Origin of the sequence: Desulfocapsa sulfexigens DSM 10523 (genome assembly GCF_000341395.1) — a bacterium.
In the GTDB taxonomy this organism is placed as follows: Bacteria; Desulfobacterota; Desulfobulbia; order Desulfobulbales; family Desulfocapsaceae; genus Desulfocapsa; species Desulfocapsa sulfexigens.
Window position 1 is genome coordinate 3,293,715 of sequence record NC_020304.1, and the last position, 16,137, is coordinate 3,309,851.

The following is a 16,137-nucleotide window of genomic DNA, read 5'->3' on the forward strand; positions in this document are numbered from 1 at the left end:
TACTTTTTTCAGTCAATAGCCAATGATCAGAATAGCAACATTAGGACCACATGGTTCAGATGGTTACAGAGCGGCACGTCAATACTCTCCTGACGCTGAGCTTCTACTTTATAACCGTATCCCGGACATAATCAATGCCTTTCTAAAGGAAGAGGTGGACTTCGCCTTTGTCCCAATCTATAACACTCGTGAAGGTGAGATTAAAGAATATTTCCGCCTTCAGGAGCTCTTATCTTCCGGGTATTGGATTGATAACCTTGTTCTTCCCATCCATCTTTCCTTTGGTTGTCTGAAACAGGAAAATGCATCCTTTTCACCTGCAAATATTATTGGCCGTGGTTCTGTCTTCAAACAATGTGAAGATTACATCAGCGAGCACTATCCAGATGCCACCCTCATGTCCGTTCCGGACATTGCTGTTGCTATGAAAGATATCAAGGACAATAACCGCCTTGACTTTGGTATCGTTGATTCTGAAGAATTACTGCTTGAGCACGGCTTTGAAATACGCGATCGAGAAATTGCTGCTCATAACCGTACCCGTTTCGCCATTCTTGGTGAAAACCTCAGTGGGTCGACAGGATACGATGCCACTGCTGTTATCACCCGCCCTTTGAAAGATCGGGTTGGTATGCTCGTTGATATTCTTGGAGAATTCACTAGCCGTGGAATCAACATCCTTGACCTTCGTTCAGAAAATGATATCAAAACCCAGAAGCTCCAAATCTATCTCGAAATAGAAGGGCACATAGGAAACGAATCTCTTCAGAAAGCGTTAAAAACAGTAGAGGAAGAAGTCATTCAGGAAGAGGATAGTCTTCGCCTCCTTGGCTCGTTTCCCCGCGTTGATATGCGGGTCAAGAAGATTAATACTTTCGGGTTTATCGGTACTGGAGCCATGAGTGAATGGTTTGCAGATCGCCTTGAAAATGAAGGCTACAGAACTTTTCTAACGGGGCGATCAACTATTCTGTCTCCTGAAGAGATGATTCCAGATGTGGATGTAGTAATTATCTGTGTTCCCATCTCTGTAACCGTTGCGACCATCCAGCAGTACGGACCGCTCCTGAAGGATGGTCAAGCCCTGCTTTTACTTGCTGGTGAGTCTGAACAAACGCTCAAGGCAGCTGAGGAGTGCACAAGCCAAGGTGTTGAGCTTATGCTGGTTCATAATTTATGGGGTCCGCAGGCACAAAGCATGAAGGACAAAAATGCCACAGTGGTGCGAACCCCTCGTAGCGGATCGTTCTGTTCTGAATTTGAAGCTTTTCTCTATAAACATGGGGCGGATATTTCTCAAGACAGCCCGACTCAACATGATTTACTCATGGGGGTAGGTCAGAAACTACCAACCACCATATCCACAGCACTTGCAATGACCCTTAAACAGCACGCAATAGCCTGCTCCGATATTGGAACCCACTCCACTCTTACTTCTCTCTATGGCATTCTTGCCATGGCAAGAATTCATAACCAGAATCCAAGAACCTATGCTGAAATAATGGCAACCGGTGGAGATGGACGAAAAATAGTGCGGAGCTTTGCAGAAAATCTGCTTCAGATTGTTGCCATGGCCGAAGATCAGAAAATAGCCGAACTCTGTGAGATCATAGAGAGCAGTCGCTCCCACCTCTCTCCTGAGTTTTTAGCTGAACATATGAAACGTTCAAGGGCCGTTGATTCTGTCCTAACAAAGGCTGCCAGGTAATTGTATGGAGCATAATCCCGAAAAAGACGAGGTGTCCCGTCAACCGAAGAGAGGTCCTGGTAATACTATCATGCTGCTGATAATACTCCTCAGCTGGTTGCTTTTTTATGCTTTTATAGGATCACGGGGAGGTGGTTGAGGTCCATCACTCCTTCGGTCAGAAGGAACTCAATGCGCGGTACCTGAAAGTTTTCATTCTCCTGCTCTTCAATAACAGGATAGATATAATTTTATATAGGAGTTATTCATGATTATTCAAAACTTAAGTGTTCTCGAAGAGGAACATATTTGTCCAGATTGCAATTCCAAAATGGCCTGCTGCGAAGCACCTCCAGTTCATGTAGGTGATGGCCTTGGCTGGGGTTCAGAAGTCCTTTTCATATGTCTCAACGATGAGTGCCCAACATTCACTAATGGCTGGAAAAAGGTTGAAGCCAACTACGGTCACAAGGCAACTTACAGAAGCATGCAGCTTCCCGGATCCACAGAACAAAATGTGATGATGGTTGGATCTCAGATGGCCTTTACAGGTTCCATTATAGACCCAGAGGCTATGAGGGAACAGAACGCCCGCTACAGAAAAGAAAAGGAGGCCATTGCAGCCCTGGACAATTGTGTTGAAAACAAAGATATTGATTCAGTTATGACTTTGGTTCTTGATGAATCAGCCCGCCCTGCAGGGCGTAATAGAGCCATACTCCTCTTGAGCAAGCTCAATGATCTCTCCTGTATCGATGCAATCAGAAACCACACCTTCCGCAACACGGAATTTGAACAGAAATGTAATATGGTGATAACCAAACTGCTAAAGGATAATTTCAAGAAGGAATGTCCATATTGTGCTGAACTTATCAAGACACAGGCAAACAAGTGTATGCACTGCAAAGCTGATCTGTAAAATTTAACTCTTGCCAAATATTCTTACAAAGGGTATAAGTTGCACCGAAATTTAGGCGGTGGGTGTAGCTCAGTTGGTGGTAGCACCTGGTTGTGGCCCAGGAGGTCGTGGGTTCAAGTCCCATCACTCACCCCATCTATTCTCGGGAGTTTCAGGTGACCAACCTGAAACTCTTTTTTTTTATATTCCCTATGAAAACAATACAAATAATCTCCCTGTTTCTCTTGGGCACTCTTCTGCTGAATTGTTCTTCAAGCAGATTGCTGTCCAGCACAAGTGACCCATCCTTTAAAAAAACTGCCATCGAACCTGTTCTTGTTGTTGGAGTTTCAGAGGATGAAACCAAGCGCCGTATATACGAAGACACCTTTACAGACAGCTTTATTGCAACTGACAGCAATGCTATTGCCAGTTACACTCTGAGTAAAGAAGGTATCGAACCTGACGAAGCGGCTCTTCGGGAGGTTATCAAAAAGAGTGGAGCTAAAACCATACTGATTACCCATCTGGTCAGTGCTGATGAAAAGGATTTTCATCAACCAGATAACCTGACCATCGGGACAAAAAGTTATTCAAGTGGACTGTATGGGTATTATCCCTTTATCTATCAATCGGTTTATTCAGCGGGAAGTTATAACAGTACAACCAAGGTGACGCTTGAGACCAGCCTGTATGACATAGAGACTGAGAAACTTATATGGACAGCACGGTCACAGTCTATTGATCCCGTCATGACCCGAAAGTATTACCAGCAGCTGATTGATCTGTTTATAAGTGACCTGAAAGCAAAAAACCTACTGTAAACTATCCCCACAACCAACTGTACCGCCATGACTTTTCACTGTAAAAATTACGATATCGTTGAAGACAAATGTAAACGTTTGCACGGAGAGTGTGTTCCCGGACGACGTGGTTGTGTCGTGGAAGGTCGGGTTGCTCTCAGCGAGGAGTTGGAAGAAAAAATAAAAGCCTTAAACGGAACCGTTTCTGAAGAGTTTCTGGAATTATTGAAAAAGAAATAGCCACAGCAATATCTTTCTGCAATGGCTATTTCCTGAAGAAAAGTATTAACTTTTATCCTTTCGTTTCTGTTTTTTGGCAAAATTGGCAGCTTCCATGCCTGCAATGCATCCTTCCCCAACTGCCTTTGCCATTTGATAAGGGTGACCGGTTATATCCCCTGCCGCGTATACACCTGGAACATTGGTTTCTGTTTTTTTGTTTGTATCAATATGGCTCATGGTGTCAAGATCTAATTGAATCCCGAGTTCAAGGGCTAGTTCCATTGCTCCCTTAGCTCCAAGCTCAACGAAAACCCCATCAAGCGCCAACTGCTCACCATTCTCCAGAACAATTGTCTGTACAGCGTCCTGACCTGCAATTTCAGTAACCCATGTCCCGCTGATATTCTCAACTGAAGACTCTTCAAGTTTGGCAATTAACTCCTTAGAAGCCATCAATTCACGATTGATAAGATATACTTTGCCTGCGTAACCGGTCAAAGTCAGGGCACCATCGATGGCTGCACTGGCATTCCCAATAACAGCAACGGTGGCATTACGAAAGAAGTTAGCATCACAATCAACACAGTAAGAAACACCCTTTCCAAAAAACTCCTTTTCCCCGGGAACCTTAAGTTTTTTTCTGGCAGTACCGTTTGCAAAAATAAGAGATCTGGTAAAGACCGTTACTCCACTTTCAAGTTCAAGGCCAAAGCCTTCATCATCCTGATGAACCTTTAAGACATCGTCTTCCATAAGATGTGCCCCAAAATTCTTTACCTGGTCCAAACCAGCAAGAAGAAGTTCTTCACCTGTTTTAACACCTGCAACGCAGGCATAATTTTCAACATGGGCAGAGAACAGGGCACTTCTTTCGATACGACCAAGAAGGAGCACATCACATTTTTTACGTACAGCATGGATGGCAGCCTGAATTCCTGCAGGACCTGCCCCTATTATAACGACATCTTTTCTTTCATTCATTTCTTTTACTCCGATTAGGATAAAAATATAAAAAGTGTATTAACCTTGAATTTTCTGTCAAATTGTCATAAATCTGCTTATTTCGCGAATACATTCAATCTGCATTCTAAATGGAAGAGTTAACAGGAATAGCACTATAATCAGCCACTCTACATCAGTCAATCTGCCATCATGGAAACACAACTACCAAGAATTGTAATAACAGGTGTCGGCCTTGCAGCTCCTAATGCTGACAACCTTAAAACATATCGTGAAAAATTACTCGCTGGTATCAGCGAAATCACAGAAATAGATCTTCGTTATTTCGGAAAGGCCCCGGCCGGCATCTGTACTTTCCCTGAAACAAAATATAGAAAAAAAAAGGAAAACAAACGGGGAACCCGTGCCGGTTGCCTCGCTGTTTACTGTGCCAACGAGGCCCTTGCTGACGCAGAGCTTGCCATAGATCATTACAAACGTTCGCGCATTGGTGTCTATGTGGGTCTCACTGAACATGGCACCGTTGAGACAGAAAATGAAGTATATAACATCAGCAAGTATGATTACAACGTTGATTACTGGACCCATCATCATAATCCCCGGACGGTACTGAATAACCCGGCCGGAGAAATCACCATGAATCTCGGCATCACCGGGCCCCATTATTCAATTGGAGCCGCCTGTGCTGCAGGAAACGCGTCTCTTATCCAGGGAGTTCAAATGATGCGCCTCAAAGAGGTTGATATGGCGCTTGCCGGAGGTATTTCCGAGTCCACCGGATCCTTCGGTATTTTTGCAAGTTTTCAGGCTCAGGGCGCTCTTGGATCAGCGCAGGATCCGCGGGAGGCCTGCAGGCCTTTTGATACCTCACGCGATGGTATAGTTGTTTCTGAAGGGGCCTGTATTTATGTCCTTGAACGTCTTGAGAGTGCCCTTGCAAGGGGTGCCAGAATATATGCTGAAATAGTTGGTTACGCCATGAACTCAGATGCACGTGACTATGTACTCCCCTTCCATGAAAGGCAAACAGAGTGTATGGAGCTTGCCCTCGAAAGAGCTGGGCTGCAACCGGAAGATATTGATATTATCAATACTCATGCCACCGGGACAAAACAGGGCGATATTGAAGAGTGTAAAGCTATTCGAAACCTTTTTGGTGATGCCCCGAACACCTATATAAACAACACCAAATCCATTATCGGTCACGCCATGGGTGCAGCAGGAGTTTTGGAACTTGCGGGGAATTTACCCGCTTTTGATGATAATCTTGTCCATCCCAGCATCAACTGCCAAAACCTTGATCCGGAATGCGAACTCGATAACATGGTTTTCGACAAACCCAAACAGCTGAAATCCGTTAATACCATTCTTAATAATTCCTTTGGCATGGTTGGTATTAATTCTGTCATAATTGTAAAAAAGTATAAATAATCAGTGAGTTGCGAAAATAATTCAACTTTTTTAAAAAAAATATAAAAAAATACTCCCCGTGTGGTATATTGCGCAGTTTGTCAAAGCAATACTGTTTTTTTTATATACGACATACTACAGGCCACTGCCGGAGATACATATAATGACACGTGACGCGATTAAGAACCTTATTCTTGAAATAATTGAAGATATTGACGAAGATGCTGATTTCGAAGCACTTCAGCCAGACAAACCTCTGCGAGACCAGCTCGATCTCGATTCAATGGATTTTCTAGATATTGTTATGGAATTACGCAAACGTCACAAACTGCAGATACCTGAAGAGGATTATCCAGAACTTGCAACCCTTGACTCATGTGTTAACTACCTGGAACCCCTTCTTGCCGACGCATAGCAGGTGCATGTTCCTCTGTTAATTATCGGCGGTGGTCTTTCGGGACTTGCCGCCGCTGTCCGTTTTTCCCGTTTCATTCCAGACGTTCTCCTTCTCGAACAGCACTCCCGTGTTGGTGGGCTCAACTCCTATTACTATAGAAATAACAGACTGTTTGAAACTGGCCTTCATGCAATCACAAACTATGCTGCGCCAAAAGAAAAAAACGCGCCATTAAACCGTCTCCTCAGACAGTTAAAAATAAAACGTAATGAACTCGAACTGCACCAGCAGAATCAAAGTGAAATTCGTTTTTCAGGGCAGGAATCCCTTCTCTTTTCGAATGATTTCTCTCTTCTTGAAACAGAAATTGCCGAGAAATTTCCCGCCAGTTATGATGGATTCCAGCGACTGTTGCAGCTGATAGATGAATATGACCCATTTAAGCCACTTCCTTTCATATCTGCCAAACAGGTACTTCAGCAGCACCTTCACAATTCACTCCTGACGGACATGCTACTCTGCCCCCTGATGTACTACGGCTCCTCCATAGAAAATGATATGGATCTTGGCCAATTTGTTATTATGTTCAGGGCAATTTTTCTGGAAGGGATGTTTCGGCCCGGCGGAACCATCAAGGACCTCCTTGACCTCCTGTTAAGTCATTATAAAAAAAATGGTGGTGAGATCAGAACCCGTGCCAAAGTCTCTAAAATTCTCCAAAATAACAGGAAAGTCCATGGCGTTCTTCTAGATGATGGTGAGGAAATCAGCTGTGATTATCTACTTTCTACCGTTGGCTCAGAAGAAACCTTTAGCCTTCTTGGAAAATCATCCGGGATTCAATCAATGCCGCGACTTGGCTTCGTTGAAACTATTTTTGAAATAGATCCCTCCACAAACCTGCCGCTTGCCCATAACCGTACTATAATCTTTTTCAATAATGAAGAGAGGTTCTCCTACCAGCAACCCGATCAACTTGTGGACTACAAATCAGGGGTAATCTGTATGCCTCAGAACTTCGAGAATCTTCCCTTTTCCACTTTCAGAGAAGTACGAACCACTCATCTCGCCAGATATGAAGATTGGAAAGAGCTTGAAAAGGAAACAACTTCATACAAAAAAGCAAAGGATGTAACAGCCCTCACATCCCTTTCCGTCGCTGAGAAAATTCTTGGTAATTTTGGCTCAGATATAGTATATCGTGATACTTTCACCCCGCTCACTATTGAACGCTTTACTGCCAAAATAAAGGGGGCGATTTACGGCAACCCTATTAAGATAAAAGATGGTGATATTGGTTATGACAATCTTTACCTGGCTGGAACCGACCAGGGATTTCTCGGTATTATCGGCTCCATGTTAAGCGGGGTATCCATTGTCAATCAGCATATCCTGCCACGCCTGTAGTAAACACTTTCTTTTATAATCTCAGACCCTACAATGTATCATTATGCCTGTTTCTTTCTCTCAAGCCGCTGATAAATATGATGTTGTAATTATTGGTTCCGGTCTTGGAGGCCTTACTTCCGCTAACCGCCTTGCTTACTGCGGATACAAAGTGCTTCTCCTTGAATACCACAACCAGCTTGGAGGCCTTGCCACCTGGTTCAAACGTAAGGGACATATCTTTGATGTTTCCCTCCATGGATTCCCCTACGGTATGGTGAAAACCTGTAAAAAGTACTGGAACAGGGAAATAATGAACTCCATTGTTCAATTAAAAGACATAATTTTTGACAATCCCCAGTTTCACCTGAAAACTACCTTCGACAGGGTGGATTTCACAGAAAAGCTCAACAGACAATTTAAAATATCCCAAACGGTTATTGATTCTTTCTTCTCCCGTGTTGCCGGAATGAATTTCTATGATGATCAGTCCATGACAACCAGGGAACTATTCAATGAGTTTTTCCCTGGACGCAGTGACGTTCACAGGCTGCTGATGGAACCAATCAGTTACGCAAACGGCTCCACTCTTGATGATCCTGCCATTACCTATGGTATTGTTTTTTCAAACTTTATGAACAAGGGTGTATTTACCTTCGAAGGAGGAACGGACAAACTCATAGCAATGATGACAACCGAGCTTGAAAAAAATGGCGTTACAATCTGTACAAATGCTAAGGTTGATCGCATCGTTGTTGAAAAGGGTGTTGTCAGAGGCGTTGAATGTAATGGCAGAATGATCGAAACGGCTTCAGTTGTTTCTAACTCTGGAATTACGAACACCATTTACAACCTTGCCGACAGAGATGCATTCTCCGATGATTTCATGGAAAAAGCTGATAAAATCCGGGTCAACAATTCGTCCTGCCAGGTCTATATGGGCATAAAAAAAGATGAGCGAATCAACGACATAGGTGACCTACTCTTCACTTCCACCGCAGAAGAGTTCGATTCATCAGAACTACTCGACTTTAAAACAAAATCTAAAACTTTTTCCGTATATTACCCAAAGACCAGACCAGGGCATAACCGCTACACAATAGTTGCCTCAATGAACTCTAATTTTGACGACTGGAAAGACTTTACCGATGAGGAGTATGCTCTCGAGAAAGACGCACTCATTGAGCGTACTCTTATTGACTTGAATCGCTATTTTCCCGATGCCAAAGAAAAAATGGACTGGATAGAGGCTGCGACACCACGAACATTTAACAGATACACCCTGCATACTCACGGAACATCGTTTGGAACCAAATTTGAAGGTCTCGATGTCTCCAGAAATATTTTCAAAGAGGTAGGTGGACTTTTTCATGTCGGTTCTGTTGGAATTATAATGTCCGGATGGCTGGGTGCTATTAATTACGGAGTCATTGTGTCAAATGATGTCGATGCGTATATGCGAAGCCGGGATTAATAAATGATGAATTTTCAAGGACAAAAAGTTGTAGTCAGTGGGGCAAGCCGCGGAATTGGCAAGGCAATAAGTCTTGAATTTCTCGAACAGGGGGCCACGGTAATAGGAGTATATGCCGGAAACACAGCGGCTGCCCAGTCATTTATATCCGAATGCGAGCGTTTTGATGGCCGCCTGCAGCTTCACCAATGTAACGTCGCTGATGCTGATCAGGTCGCAAGTTTTTTCAATGCTGTTGAGAAGCAATTTGATTATATTGATATTCTAATCAATAATGCAGGAATCCGTCGTGATAAATTACTGGCCCTCATGGATCAGAGCAGCTGGCAACAGGTAATCGATATTAACCTCACCGGCACCTTCAACATGTGCCGCGGTGCAGTACTCCTAATGCTGAAAAAGAAATACGGCCGTATCATCAACATCACCTCCCCTGTTGCAACGCTCGGCTTTGCCGGACAAACAAACTACGGTGCATCAAAGGCCGGCCAGATTGGTCTTACAAGAAGTTTATCAAAGGAAACAGCACGAAAAAAAATCACCGTCAACTGCGTTTCCCCTGGTTTTATTGACACCGAACTCATTGACGATCTCACTCCCGAGCAGGTCAAGGCGTACAAAAAAAGTGTCCCCATGCGAAGATTTGGAACAGTTGCTGAAGTTGCAAGCGCTGTACTCTTTTTAGCGTCGAAAGATGCAGCATATATAACTGGGACGGTACTTGATGTTAATGGAGGCCTTTAGGCAGGCAATGCATGACATTAAAATAACAGATCTCATTCCACATCGTCCCCCATTCCTCTGGGTTGACACCATTGTTGAGTTTGCAGATTCGACTCTTATCACCGAGAAAACGATTTCTGAAAATCTTGAAGTTTTTAAAGGCCATTATCCCGACCATCCTATACTCCCAGGAGTTCTCCTCTGTGAAGGACTCTTTCAGACCGGTGCTCTTCTTATTGCTCTGCTTCAAAAAGACTCTGGACAAGTTCTTGATGGTGTTCCGGTTTTGACAAGGATTGAAGGTGTTAAATTCAAACGTTCTGTTTACCCTGGTAATACCATCTGGATGAAAGTAACCCTCAAAGAAAAGATTGGAGGGGCATGGTTTCTCAAGGGTACTCTACGAGTAAATAATAAAGTCGCTGTGCAGGCCAATTTTGCCTGTACTTTAGCTCCAACGAAATGAAGACACCACAGGATCTTGAACCCTTATTTGTCTGTATTTTTTGTGAAGAACAACGGGCCGAACTGCGCGGTCGTTGACACAATGGTACCGTAATCTGCACGGCGTGCGGAATGGAAGTCCCTTTATCATTTTACCAGGAGCAACTAGACAGTCATATACGGTATTTGTGTAAAATTGCAGAAGATTGACCTTTCTGTATAGGTAATATATAAAACAACCTGATTACCACTAATCCTCAGCCTACCCATTTGAGGAGGTGTTGTTTCGTGTTGATTATATGGGCATCTGCGGCCTGGACGGCCGCAGCAGAGCCCCCAGGGATGGGTTTATGGCGTCCCATATAATCGACACGGAACAACTCCGGGTTGCAAAGCTGAGTTTCGATGGTAATCAAGTAAAATAAACAATTCTCGTACCTCTCATCTCACATTTTCAAGGAACTGCAAACAGTGCAACTCTCAATTTCAGATATGATCATGCATGCCGGCCCCATGGGCCAGATGGTAATGCTCACCCTGTTGATTTTTTCTCTCACCTCCTGGTCTATTATTTTTATGAAGACCAGAATGTATAAAAAGGCCATCAGGGAAACCGATAATTTTCTCGAGGTGTTCTGGTCTTCAAAAACCTTAAATGATGCCAACAATGCAGCAGAGGAACACCCATTAAGTCCAGAAGCTTCTGTTTTTCAGGCAGGGTTTTCCGAACTCCAAAAAATTAATAAAATTCGGAATCGTGAAGAAGGCAGTAACGGTAACGAGCCTCTTGAAATGCAGCTTGCCACCATGGACAATCTCAAGCGAGCCATCCGAAAGGCAGAGTCACAGGAAATAGCTATTCTCGGAAAATCCCTTCCATTTCTCGCAACCACAGGATCTGCAACCCCTTTTATCGGTTTGTTTGGTACCGTCTGGGGGATCATGGCATCATTTCATGATATTGGCCTACGTGGGTCGGCATCGCTCGCCGTTGTTGCTCCAGGGATATCGGAAGCGCTCGTAGCTACCGCCGCAGGTCTTGCAGTCGCAATTCCTGCAGTTATTGCCTATAATTATTTTTCCAACCAGCTTGGCGATATTGAGATTGAAATGCAAAATTTTTCAACTGACTTCCTCAATCTGGTAGAAAGAGACCTTCTCAGCAGGGTATAGGAATCACAATGGGATTTAATACTGGTAACAAAAGAAGCCGCCTGGTTTCAGACATCAATGTAACCCCTTTGGTCGACGTAATGCTTGTCTTGCTGATCATTTTTATGGTTACTGCCCCCATGATGACCCAGGGTCTGGAGGTAGACCTCCCCGAAACCACGGCTAAGTCTCTGCGCCAGAAAGAAGAACCAGTTATTGTTACACTTGATAAAGATGGGAAAATACTGCTTGGAAAAATTGAAGTGAGCCAGACAATGTTTCGTCAGCAACTCGAAAAACAGCACGGGAAAAACACGGAACAGCCAATTTTTTTAAAGGCCGACAAAAATGTTGCTTACGGAGTGGTTGTTGCCCTGATGGCTGACATTAAGTCCGCTGGATTTGATAAACTTGGCATGATAACCGATCCGATAGAAGAACCCCGCTGATAGTGTTTAGAGAATATACAATGACTTCTTCTGCAAACAGCTGGAAACTCCCTTTTAACCTTGCTGTTCTCAGCCATGTGCTCATTTTGGCATCGGCCATTATTCTCCCCAAATACTTTCACAAAAAGCCTCTAATTCAAGAATTTCTTTCCGTTGATCTTGTCAATATTGCAGCCCCACTACCATCAACCCCCCAGCCCACTCCCGCCCCTCCCCAGATAAAGCAGGAGGTCAAGCCCTCCTCAAGCCCACCACCTGCAGAAAGAAAAAAGACAGCCCCAATAGTTCCCATCAGACCAACCGTTACCAAGGAAGTCATTCCTTCTCCAGTAGAAGCCATCTCAATCCAGCCACTCAAACGAAAGGTTAAGGTGAAAATCCCTAAAAACACAGCCAGTGAAACAAACAGGCAAAGGGATAGAGAACGTGAGAGACGGCAACTCCTGGAGGAAGCCAGACGTCAAAAGGCTCTCGCTGATGCTGAGGCAGCTGCCGCAAACGATGCCGTCAAAGCACTTAAGCAGCTGCTGCAGGCCGATTCTGTAACATCTGCAACTCAGACGGCGACTCAACCAACAACAACGCGCTCTGGCGGAAATTCCAATACTGCCATTGAAAATCAATACATCGCCACCATCGGAAGCAGTCTCAATCAGCATTGGGCCCTGCCGGAAATTAAACCCTGGAATCCTGATCTCTCTGCAACGGTCATTATCCATATTGCAAAAGATGGTAAAATTATCAATCACCGTTTTGAAAAACGCTCAGGCGATAGCGTCTATGACCAATTTGTCAGCCGAACTATCCAGGACGCCAACCCTCTCCCGCCAATTCCCGGCGCAATGAAAGTATCTGATTTCACAATCGGCCTCCGTTTCACCCCCGGTCAGATTCGCTAACCATTATTGTATTCTAGTGAAAAAGGTTGACTGTAGTTCTTAAACACTTATAATCTGATGCCTATAACTCTTCTTTTTCCAACTACAAATTATCCCTTATGAAATCACGATTCTTTTTATTTATTATTGTTTTACTTGCAGGCCTTCCTGCTCTCTCATCTGCAAAAGAGATTGCCTATATAGACATAAGCTCTCCAGATGCTCGGAAAATAAATATAGCAGTTCCCTGGTTTATAAATACTGCGCAACCAGAACGTCTTCAGCCTCTGGGGCGTGATCTTGCAGATACTTTAGCCAAATCACTTTCCTTCCATGGTATATTTTCTCTTATTGCCAGTGAACAATATGGAAAGCGTCAGGATGCCAACTGGAAATCTCTTGGCGCTGATTTTGTCGTTCTCGGCAATTATTCACTTTCTGCTACCGGAATTAACATGGAAATTCGTCTACTTGACGTTGCAGGGGGTGATATGCTCATGGGGAAACGCTATGATGGAAGCAGAAATCTTGAACAAAACATGCTGTTCCGCTTTTGCGATGCTGTTATCAAAGAAATGACAGGTCAGGATGGTATTGCTTCCAGTAAAATTGCTTTTGTGTCGGACGCAACTGGTTTTAAAGAGGTCTATGTAACTGATATTCTAGGAACAAACACCAGGCAAATAACTCGCCATAAAAATCTTGTTGTCTCACCGAGATTTTTGCCAGGCGGTAGGTATCTGACTTACACTTCCTACCATTCCGGCAATCAAAACCTCTACATAACCGACCTCGATCAGAACACAACAACTCGCCCTCTTTCCAGGCGTAGAGGAATGAACCTGGCCCCTGCGTGGTCACCAGATGGGACCAAAATGATTCTTACACTCAGTATGGATGGTAATCCTGATCTTTTCCTCCTTGACAGGAAGGGAACGATTATAAAACAGCTAACCCAGCGTTCCGGTATTAACGTTTCACCGACCTGGGCTCCTGATGGCAAACAGATTGCCTTTGTCTCCGACAGAAGTGGAACCCCTCAGATATATGTTATGAACCTGAGAGACAGTAAGGTGCAGAGAATAACTTTTCAGGGCCGGGAAAATGCCGAACCAAGCTGGTCCCCCAAAGGTGACCTGATAACATACTCAAGTCTTATTGAAGGAACATACCAGATATTCACCATTGCCCCGCTCCCTAATGCGCGGCCACAGCAGATAACCAACGACCCTGGACAGCACGAATCTCCGACCTGGTCTCCCGATGGCAAGCAAATCCTTTTCTCACTGCGTAAAGGGAAAAGTCAGAAAGTGTGTGCTATACTGAAAAATGGTTCTGTAATGAGACAATTATTCGAAATGCCGGGGAACCAAACCTATCCCCAATGGACCATCGACAACAATTAACTTTTTTATCCCTAACGCCATACTACTCAAATGAAAAAAAGATACCTGACCCCCTTACTTCTCGTTGGCCTCATGCCTCTTCTTACTCACTGTGCCTCCCAGCAGGATGTCCAAAACCTGAGCTATAATATCCGGTCTATCAATAAAAAACTTGATGACATGAAGATGAACACCGTTGAACAGATGCAACAGCGACAAGCCATGTCATCTGGCTACCTCGATCAATTACAGGCAGACATGTTGAAGCTCAAAAGTGAGCTTGATGAAACAGCGCACATGAACAGATTGCTTCAGGAGCAAAACAAGGAATTACAACTTTCTTTACAAAATCTTGCCATTCAGCAGGAAGAGAAACTTACCGTAAAGGTGGCTGAACTCGACTCCAGGATAACCAGCCAGAAAGAATCACTTACGGCAATGCAACTGGCACGTATCCAGGATGCTGAGAGACGTTCAAAGGCTGCAAAAATGGCTGCAGATGAAGCAATGCGTAAGGCTCAGCAAGCTGCACAATTACGAGCAGAATCAGAAAAAGGTGATATCTCTCACTTGAAAGCAACCTCACAAAAAGTACTTTTTTCACCTGCCAATACAACTGTGGAACCTGACACCACTGACACCACTACTGCTGCTCCTGTTGCAATTATCAAACAATCTGCCGTCAAATCTGCCACTTCTACAGTGGTGGCTATCGACTCATATGCTCAGGCAATGCAGCAGTACAGAGATGGCAACTACAAAGCAGCCTTTACACTTTTTGAAAAAACTGCCACCCAGCGAGGATCGTCAAACGCTTTAATAGCCAGGTACATGATGGGAGAGTCTCTCTTTAAACTAGAGGAATATGATCAGGCAATCATTCAATATCAGCAGATCATATCAAGCTTCCCTGGAAACCCACAGGCTGCGAAGGCACTTCTGAGACAGGGTGAGGCATTCGAACAGTTGTCGGATACCGAAACTGCTCGTATAATTTATAAGAAAATAACAGCATCCTATGGATCATCCCCCGAGGCAGTTACAGCGCAACAAAAGCTTTCAACACTATAGGAAACGGGTTCGAGACAGTTTCCCAAACAGGGACTACGTGGAAAAAGCAAAATTGTAAAGTGTTATGGGAAAATTACGCCTTGATGAGCTTCTCGTTCACACGGGGTTAACTGCCGATTTACAGCTGGCTCGGCGCCTGATTGGTGCCGGTGAAGTCTCCGTTGATGGTATATGTGCCGACAAAGCAGGCACTTATTATCCCGACACCAACCTTCCTGTAATCAAAACTAAATGCCCCTTTGTGTCCCGTGGCGGTTACAAGCTGCAGGGTGGTCTTGATACCTTCTCAATAGACCCCGGCGGATTTATCTGTGCCGATATAGGTGCCTCCAGTGGCGGTTTCACCGACTGTCTCCTGCAGCGCGGGGCGAAGAAAGTATACGCAGTGGATGTTGCCTACGGAATGCTTGACTGGAAGCTCCGTCAGGACGAACGGGTTGCTGTTATAGAACGCTTTAATGCACGCAAAATTAGTCAGAAACAAATCCCCGAACCCCTGGATCTTGCTGTCATTGATGCAGCATTTATATCTCTCACCAAATTGCTCCCCCCTCTTATCCCACTTTTCAGAAAAAAGGTATCAATTATCTGCTTAATCAAACCTCAATTTGAGCTACCTCCCAAACTTATCCCAAAAGGTGGAGTAGTCATCAACGAGGAACATCATCAGCTGGCAATTGACAAAATATATGATTTTTTAGATTTAACAGGACTCCGCCCATTACAGATGACACCAAGTCCAATACTGGGGCCAAAGGGGAATCGGGAGTTTCTTCTTTTAATCGGCAATTAACTATA

17 protein-coding genes and 1 tRNA gene are annotated in these 16,137 nt (G+C 44.2%); 17 read left to right on the top strand and 1 reads right to left on the bottom strand.

Annotation, left to right across the window (positions count from 1 at the left end):
• Positions 1 to 22: 22 nt before the first annotated feature.
• The 5 genes from UWK_RS14715 (at position 23) to UWK_RS14735 (ending at position 3,628) form a co-directional block, all read left to right on the top strand.
• Positions 23 to 1,708 carry a prephenate dehydratase domain-containing protein gene (locus UWK_RS14715; protein ID WP_015405181.1) on the top strand — a complete coding sequence of 562 codons (1,686 nt, stop codon included), beginning with the start codon at positions 23 to 25 and terminating at the stop codon, positions 1,706 to 1,708.
• 247 nt (positions 1,709 to 1,955) lie between these two features.
• Positions 1,956 to 2,606, top strand: a complete 651-nt coding sequence (locus tag UWK_RS14720; RefSeq protein ID WP_015405182.1) for a 2-hydroxyacyl-CoA dehydratase — start codon at positions 1,956 to 1,958, stop codon at positions 2,604 to 2,606.
• 58 nt (positions 2,607 to 2,664) lie between these two features.
• A tRNA-His gene (locus tag UWK_RS14725) sits at positions 2,665 to 2,741 on the top strand.
• Positions 2,714 to 3,409, top strand: coding sequence for a hypothetical protein (locus tag UWK_RS14730; protein ID WP_083907315.1), 696 nt, complete (start codon positions 2,714 to 2,716; stop codon positions 3,407 to 3,409). Before UWK_RS14725 ends, UWK_RS14730 begins: the two co-directional genes overlap by 28 nt.
• A 27-nt stretch (positions 3,410 to 3,436) precedes the next feature.
• Complete coding sequence (locus UWK_RS14735; protein WP_015405184.1) at positions 3,437 to 3,628, top strand: hypothetical protein; 192 nt, start codon at positions 3,437 to 3,439, stop codon at positions 3,626 to 3,628.
• Positions 3,629 to 3,673: 45 nt separating this feature from the next.
• Here the strand turns inward: UWK_RS14735 and UWK_RS14740 are convergent, their stop codons facing one another.
• Positions 3,674 to 4,591, bottom strand: coding sequence for an NAD(P)/FAD-dependent oxidoreductase (locus tag UWK_RS14740; RefSeq protein ID WP_015405185.1), 918 nt, complete (start codon positions 4,589 to 4,591; stop codon positions 3,674 to 3,676).
• 171 nt (positions 4,592 to 4,762) lie between these two features.
• Between UWK_RS14740 and UWK_RS14745 the strand changes: the two genes are divergently transcribed.
• The 12 genes from UWK_RS14745 (at position 4,763) to UWK_RS14800 (ending at position 16,132) form a co-directional block, all read left to right on the top strand.
• Positions 4,763 to 6,001: a beta-ketoacyl-[acyl-carrier-protein] synthase family protein gene (locus UWK_RS14745; RefSeq protein ID WP_015405186.1), complete on the top strand. Its 1,239-nt coding sequence runs from the start codon at positions 4,763 to 4,765 to the stop codon at positions 5,999 to 6,001.
• 142 nt (positions 6,002 to 6,143) lie between these two features.
• Positions 6,144 to 6,395 (top strand): acyl carrier protein, encoded by a 252-nt coding sequence (locus tag UWK_RS14750; RefSeq protein ID WP_015405187.1) that lies wholly within the window; start codon positions 6,144 to 6,146, stop codon positions 6,393 to 6,395.
• Between the two features lie 3 nt (positions 6,396 to 6,398).
• On the top strand, positions 6,399 to 7,784 hold the full coding sequence (locus UWK_RS14755) for a phytoene desaturase family protein (protein ID WP_015405188.1): 1,386 nt from the start codon (positions 6,399 to 6,401) through the stop codon (positions 7,782 to 7,784).
• Between the two features lie 43 nt (positions 7,785 to 7,827).
• Complete coding sequence (locus UWK_RS14760) at positions 7,828 to 9,237, top strand: phytoene desaturase family protein (protein ID WP_015405189.1); 1,410 nt, start codon at positions 7,828 to 7,830, stop codon at positions 9,235 to 9,237.
• A gap of 3 nt (positions 9,238 to 9,240) precedes the next feature.
• Positions 9,241 to 9,981 (top strand): SDR family oxidoreductase, encoded by a 741-nt coding sequence (locus UWK_RS14765; protein ID WP_015405190.1) that lies wholly within the window; start codon positions 9,241 to 9,243, stop codon positions 9,979 to 9,981.
• A 7-nt stretch (positions 9,982 to 9,988) separates the two neighbouring features.
• On the top strand, positions 9,989 to 10,426 hold the full coding sequence (fabZ, locus tag UWK_RS14770; protein WP_041917050.1) for a 3-hydroxyacyl-ACP dehydratase FabZ: 438 nt from the start codon (positions 9,989 to 9,991) through the stop codon (positions 10,424 to 10,426).
• Positions 10,427 to 10,875: 449 nt separating this feature from the next.
• Positions 10,876 to 11,577: a protein TolQ gene (gene tolQ / locus UWK_RS14775; protein ID WP_015405192.1), complete on the top strand. Its 702-nt coding sequence runs from the start codon at positions 10,876 to 10,878 to the stop codon at positions 11,575 to 11,577.
• 8 nt (positions 11,578 to 11,585) lie between these two features.
• On the top strand, positions 11,586 to 12,005 hold the full coding sequence (gene tolR, locus UWK_RS14780; protein ID WP_015405193.1) for a protein TolR: 420 nt from the start codon (positions 11,586 to 11,588) through the stop codon (positions 12,003 to 12,005).
• A 20-nt stretch (positions 12,006 to 12,025) separates the two neighbouring features.
• Positions 12,026 to 12,904, top strand: coding sequence for an energy transducer TonB (locus tag UWK_RS14785; protein WP_015405194.1), 879 nt, complete (start codon positions 12,026 to 12,028; stop codon positions 12,902 to 12,904).
• Positions 12,905 to 13,002: 98 nt separating this feature from the next.
• On the top strand, positions 13,003 to 14,289 hold the full coding sequence (gene tolB, locus UWK_RS14790) for a Tol-Pal system beta propeller repeat protein TolB (protein ID WP_015405195.1): 1,287 nt from the start codon (positions 13,003 to 13,005) through the stop codon (positions 14,287 to 14,289).
• A 30-nt stretch (positions 14,290 to 14,319) separates the two neighbouring features.
• The gene (locus UWK_RS14795) at positions 14,320 to 15,339 is read left to right on the top strand and encodes a tetratricopeptide repeat protein (protein ID WP_015405196.1); all 1,020 of its coding nucleotides are present in this window, start codon (positions 14,320 to 14,322) and stop codon (positions 15,337 to 15,339) included.
• A gap of 64 nt (positions 15,340 to 15,403) precedes the next feature.
• Positions 15,404 to 16,132, top strand: coding sequence for a TlyA family RNA methyltransferase (locus UWK_RS14800; RefSeq protein WP_015405197.1), 729 nt, complete (start codon positions 15,404 to 15,406; stop codon positions 16,130 to 16,132).
• Positions 16,133 to 16,137 lie beyond the last annotated feature (5 nt).

Bases quoted from the DNA above. Each gene is read 5' to 3' on its own strand.
- UWK_RS14715 (WP_015405181.1), top strand. From the start codon at position 23: ATGATCAGAATAGCAACATTAGGACCACATGGTTCAGATGGTTACAGA.
- UWK_RS14720 (WP_015405182.1), top strand. From the start codon at position 1,956: ATGATTATTCAAAACTTAAGTGTTCTCGAAGAGGAACATATTTGTCCA.
- UWK_RS14735 (WP_015405184.1), top strand. From the start codon at position 3,437: ATGACTTTTCACTGTAAAAATTACGATATCGTTGAAGACAAATGTAAA.
- UWK_RS14740 (WP_015405185.1), bottom strand. From the start codon at position 4,591: ATGAATGAAAGAAAAGATGTCGTTATAATAGGGGCAGGTCCTGCAGGA.
- UWK_RS14745 (WP_015405186.1), top strand. From the start codon at position 4,763: ATGGAAACACAACTACCAAGAATTGTAATAACAGGTGTCGGCCTTGCA.
- UWK_RS14750 (WP_015405187.1), top strand. From the start codon at position 6,144: ATGACACGTGACGCGATTAAGAACCTTATTCTTGAAATAATTGAAGAT.
- UWK_RS14760 (WP_015405189.1), top strand. From the start codon at position 7,828: ATGCCTGTTTCTTTCTCTCAAGCCGCTGATAAATATGATGTTGTAATT.
- UWK_RS14765 (WP_015405190.1), top strand. From the start codon at position 9,241: ATGATGAATTTTCAAGGACAAAAAGTTGTAGTCAGTGGGGCAAGCCGC.
- fabZ (WP_041917050.1), top strand. From the start codon at position 9,989: ATGCATGACATTAAAATAACAGATCTCATTCCACATCGTCCCCCATTC.
- tolR (WP_015405193.1), top strand. From the start codon at position 11,586: ATGGGATTTAATACTGGTAACAAAAGAAGCCGCCTGGTTTCAGACATC.
- UWK_RS14785 (WP_015405194.1), top strand. From the start codon at position 12,026: ATGACTTCTTCTGCAAACAGCTGGAAACTCCCTTTTAACCTTGCTGTT.
- tolB (WP_015405195.1), top strand. From the start codon at position 13,003: ATGAAATCACGATTCTTTTTATTTATTATTGTTTTACTTGCAGGCCTT.
- UWK_RS14795 (WP_015405196.1), top strand. From the start codon at position 14,320: ATGAAAAAAAGATACCTGACCCCCTTACTTCTCGTTGGCCTCATGCCT.
- UWK_RS14800 (WP_015405197.1), top strand. From the start codon at position 15,404: ATGGGAAAATTACGCCTTGATGAGCTTCTCGTTCACACGGGGTTAACT.